The following is a 2,835-nucleotide window of genomic DNA, read 5'->3' as shown; positions in this document are numbered from 1 at the left end:
AGATCGTCGATGTCGGCACCGCCGGCGGCGATGGCCTCGGTCGACAGCGGCAGATGCGCCTTGTCATAGGCCGCCAGCGGCCAGATCCGGCGGGCGACATAGATCGCCTCGCGGCCGACCGCGATGTGCAGCAGCTGCATCTCGCCCTGGCCGTCGGCCTTGCGCCTGGTGCAGCCCAGCGCGGTGCGGACGGTGCCGGCAGGGTCGGTCCGGACCTGGCCCTCGACCACGTCGTCGCAATCCTGCTTCAGCGCCTCCGCGCTCTCGCGGATGAAATCGGCCGGGTCGCTGCCGCCCAGCCCGCCGATCCGGGTCACGGTGATGCTGCCATCCGCGGCCTGGGCCGGGTCGGTCTTGCGCCACTCCACCACCGTGGTGCTGCCCTCGGTGCCGGCGAAGCTGCGGGACCAGCCGGCGGGCAGGGTCAAGGCCAGGACCTCGCCATTGCCGCCCGGCAGGACCACGGTGCTGCCCGCCTCTGCGGCAGCCGCGCCGGACCCGGCCAGCGCCACGAGCAGCGCCAGCGCGGCGCCTCGAACCATCATCGTCATGCTGCTGCCTATTGTCCTGCCTCGGTGGCGGGAACGACGAAGCTGTCCATCACCCGCTTCTCGCCGGAATGGTCGAAGGCGATGGTCAGCTTGTCGCTGTCGACGCTGCGGACCTCGCCATAGCCGAACTTCTGGTGGAACACCCGGTCGCCGACGCCGAAGGCACGGGCCGGACGCGGCCGCTCCCGCACCTCGTAGCCGCTGCCCTCGATCACCGTCGGGGCGCGGCGCATGAAGCCGCTCTGGGCCGGCGCCGTCCACAGCCGGGTCGGCGCCGCCTCGGCCGCGTAGCGACCGCCGCCATAGCCGGTATCGCCGAAGCCGGTCTCGGAGGTGACCTCGACATGGGCGTCCGGCAGCTCGCCGACGAAGCGGGAGGGCAATGCTGTCTGCCACTGGCCGCGGATGCGGCGGTTGGCGGCGGCGGAGACATAGGCCCGGCGCTTGGCCCGGGTCAGGCCGACATAGGCCAGCCGTCGCTCCTCCTCCAGCGCCGCGATGCCGCCATCGTCCAGGGCGCGCTGGTTCGGGAACACCCCTTCCTCCCAGCCCGGCAGGAAGACATGGGCGAATTCCAGCCCCTTGGCGGCGTGCAGGGTCATCAGCGTCACCTGCTCGCCGGTCTTGCCCGTCTCGTTCTCCATCACCAGGCTGACATGCTCGAGGAACGCCTGGAGGGTCTCGAAATCCTCCATGGCGTTGATCAGCTCCTTCAGGTTGTCCAGCCGGCCCGGGGCCTCGGGCGACTTGTCGGCCTGCCACATGGCGGTGTAGCCGCTCTCGTCCAGCACGGTCTGGGCCAGCTCGACCTGCGAGGTCTGCTCCGCCAGGCGGCGCCAGCGCTCGAAATCGCCCATCAGGGCGCGCAGCGCGCCGCGCGGCTTCGGCTTCAGCTCATCGGTCTCGATCAGGCGCAGCGTCGCCTCGGTCAGGGCCACGCCCTGGGCACGGGCGACCGTGTGCAGCAGCTGGACGGTGGCGTCGCCCAGGCCGCGCTTCGGCACGTTGACGATGCGCTCGAAGGCCAGGTCGTCGTCCGGCTGGGCCACCACCCGCAGATAGGCGATGGCGTCGCGGATCTCCTGCCGCTCGTAGAAGCGCGGGCCGCCGATCACGCGATAGGGCAGGCCGAGGGTCAGGAAGCGCTCTTCGAACTCGCGCATCTGGAAGCCGGCGCGCACCAGCACCGCGATCTCGTCCAGCGTCACCTTCTGCCGCTGCAGCCGCTCGATCTCGTCGCCGACCCAGCGCGCCTCCTCCTCGCCATCCCAGACGCTGCGGACGATGACGGTGTCGCCGCCCTGTTCCTCGGTGAACAGGGTCTTGCCCAGCCGGCCCTGGTTGTGCGCGATCAGGTGGCCGGCCGCGCCCAGGATGTGGCTGGTGGAGCGGTAGTTCTGCTCCAGCCGGATCACCGCGGCGCCGGGGAAGTCCTGCTCGAAGCGCAGGATGTTGCCGATCTCGGCGCCGCGCCAGGAATAGATCGACTGGTCGTCGTCGCCGACGCAGCACAGGTTGCGGTGCTTCTGGGCCAGCAGGCGCAGCCAGAGATACTGCGAGACGTTGGTGTCCTGGTACTCGTCGACCAGGATGTAGCGGAACCGGTCCTGGTAGTCGGCCAGGACATCGGCGTGTTCCTGGAAGATGGTCAGGTTGTGCAGCAGCAGGTCGCCGAAATCGCAGGCGTTCAGCGTGCGCAGCCGCTCCTGATACGCGGTGTACAGCGCCAGCATGCGGCCCTGCGCCACCTCGCCGGCATCAGCCGGCTTCAGCTTGGCCGGGGTCAGGCCGCGGTCCTTCCAGCGCTCGATCACGCCCAGCAGCACCCGCGCCGGCCAGCGCTTCGAATCGATGTTGTCGGCCTCCAGCAGCTGCTTGATCAGCCGGATCTGGTCGTCGGTATCGAGGATCGAGAAGTTGGAGCGCAGCCCGACCAGGTCGGCATGCCGGCGCAGGATGCGGGCGGCCAGGGCGTGGAAGGTGCCCATCCACCAGCCCTCGGTCGGGGTGCCCAGCAGGTGGGACACGCGCTCGCGCATCTCGCGGGCGGCGCGGTTGGTGAAGGTGACGGTCAGAACCTGGCTGGGCCAGGCCCGGCGGGTCGACAGCAGATGGGCCAGGCGCGTGGTCAGCACCCGGGTCTTGCCGGTGCCGGCCCCGGCCAGCACCAGCACCGGGCCGTCCAGCGTCTCGACCGCCTGGCGCTGCGCCGGGTTCAGGTTCTGCAGATACGGCGGCTCGAAGCCGGCCGGCATGTTCCGGGAAAGTTCGACCATGCGTCTCC

At 70.4% G+C, this 2,835-nt stretch carries 2 protein-coding genes; both read right to left on the bottom strand.

The window, feature by feature from the left end:
- A partial coding sequence (locus ABDW35_RS35115; RefSeq protein WP_343718475.1) for a hypothetical protein occupies window positions 1–545 on the bottom strand: 545 nt, incomplete at its 3' end.
- A gap of 14 nt (window positions 546–559) precedes the next feature.
- Window positions 560–2,827 carry a UvrD-helicase domain-containing protein gene (locus tag ABDW35_RS35110; RefSeq protein WP_343718476.1) on the bottom strand — a complete coding sequence of 756 codons (2,268 nt, stop codon included), beginning with the start codon at window positions 2,825–2,827 and terminating at the stop codon, window positions 560–562.
- Window positions 2,828–2,835: the final 8 nt, after the last annotated feature.

The sequence above is a fragment of the Inquilinus sp. genome (genome assembly GCF_039594555.1).
In the GTDB taxonomy this organism is placed as follows: domain Bacteria; phylum Pseudomonadota; class Alphaproteobacteria; order DSM-16000; family Inquilinaceae; genus Inquilinus.
Note: the sequence above shows the minus strand (reverse complement) of the source record. Positions and strands in the feature narration are given on the sequence as shown.